We start from the raw sequence: 1,666 nt of genomic DNA, 5'->3' as shown, positions 1-1,666 counted from the left end.
GCTCGCGTAGCGCGCCACCGCACGCCACGCTGGGGCGGGTGACGGGGTGTCGGTTCCGAAGCGGACCGGCGGCCCCGCGCCCGCCCCTGCGCGCGTTTCGGCGCGGAAACCCGCTCAGGCACTGGGATCGCAACGTCCGCATCACAATGTGTCAGAAGTTGCCGTTGCGCCCGTCTCCCGGTCTACGATGGCGACGTCGGTGCTTTTGTGCCGGAACACACAGCTCGCCTTGGCCGCGGCCAAGGCGTATCCATATTTGCTAAGGAACTGATACACATGCGACAGATTTCTTCTCGCCGCCGGATGCTCGCACTCGCGAGCCTCGGCGCGGCCGCCGCACTCACGCTCAGCGCCTGCTCCTCCGCACCCTCGGATAGCGCTGGCGGCGACGATGCCGCGAAGCTCGACGCGGTGAGCATCGGCATCAGCCAGCTCGTGCAGCACCCTGCGCTCGACGCGGCAACCGAGGGCTTCAAGCAGGCGTTCATCGATGCGGGCTATGTCGACGGCGACACCGTGAAGTTCGATGTGCAGAACGCAAACGGTGAGCAGGCGACCGCGGTCACCATCGCGCAGACGTTCGCCACCTCGGATGCTGACCTCGTCCTCGCGGTCGCAACGCCGGCAGCGCAGGCGGCCGCGCAGGCGATCACCGACAAGCCCNGCGCAGGCGGCCGCGCAGGCGATCACCGACAAGCCCGTGCTCTTCACCGCGGTGACCGACGCGGTGTCGGCCGAGCTCGTGAAGTCGATGGAGGAGCCGGGCGCGAACGTGACCGGCACCGTCGATGCCGTGCCCGACGATGCGCTGAAGACGCAGTTTGAGATCATCACCGAGCTGAAGCCCGACGCCAAGAAGGTCGGCATCGTCTACGCATCGGGCGAGGTCAACTCGCAGGTGCAGGTCGATGCCGCGCAGAAGGTCGCCGACGAGATGGGCCTCGAGCTCGTCACGAAGACCGTCACGACGGCGAACGATATCGCGCAGGCCACCGAGGCGCTCGGCGACGTCGACGCGATCTACGTGCCGACGGACAACATGGTCGTCTCGGGCATCGCATCGCTCGTCCAGGTCGCCGAGGACGCGAAGATCCCCGTGATCGGTGCGGAGCCCGGTACCGTCGAGGGCGGCGCCGTCACCACCTACGGCATCGACTACACGAAGCTCGGTCACCAGACCGGCGAGATGGCCATCAAGATCCTCGAGGGCGCCGATCCGGCGACGACCCCCGTGGAGACCCCGGCTGAGCTCAGCTACGTGGTGAACCCCGGGGCCGCGGAGCGCATGGGCGTTGAGATCCCGAAGTCGATCCTCGACGATGCGACCGTCGTAGAGTAGTTCTGTACGCAGTACCCTGAAGCAGTGGCTGTCGCGCGTATGCGCGGCAGCCACTCTTCCCATTCACGGACGGGAATCCGCCAGATTCCGTGTCCCGAACGCAAGGAAACAACCGGATGATCGGCGCGCTCGAACTGGGTCTCATTTACGGAGTGATGGCGCTCGGGGTGTATCTCACCTTCCGCGTGCTCAACTTCCCCGACCTCACCGTGGACGGCAGCTTTACCACGGGCGCTGCGGTGGCGGCGTCGCTGATCACGCTCGAGCAGAATCCCATCCTCGCGACGCTGGCCGGCGGTGCTGCTGGTCTCGTCGCTGGTGCGATCA

Annotated in this window: 1 protein-coding gene and 1 pseudogene; both read left to right on the top strand. The window is 66.7% G+C overall.

Going from position 1 to position 1,666, the window contains the following annotated elements; genetic code table 11:
* Positions 1-276 precede the first annotated feature (276 nt).
* Positions 277-1,339: pseudogene (locus tag EGM46_RS14485) on the top strand (ABC transporter substrate-binding protein).
* A gap of 116 nt (positions 1,340-1,455) precedes the next feature.
* The coding region (locus EGM46_RS14480) for an ABC transporter permease subunit (RefSeq protein WP_431194094.1) at positions 1,456-1,666 on the top strand (211 nt) is incomplete at its 3' end.

The sequence above is a fragment of the Leucobacter chromiireducens genome, assembly GCF_003917135.1.
Lineage (GTDB): Bacteria > Actinomycetota > Actinomycetes > Actinomycetales > Microbacteriaceae > Leucobacter > Leucobacter chromiireducens_A.
The sequence above is the reverse complement of the archived record's forward strand: the minus strand, read 5'-3'. Positions and strand labels throughout refer to the sequence as shown.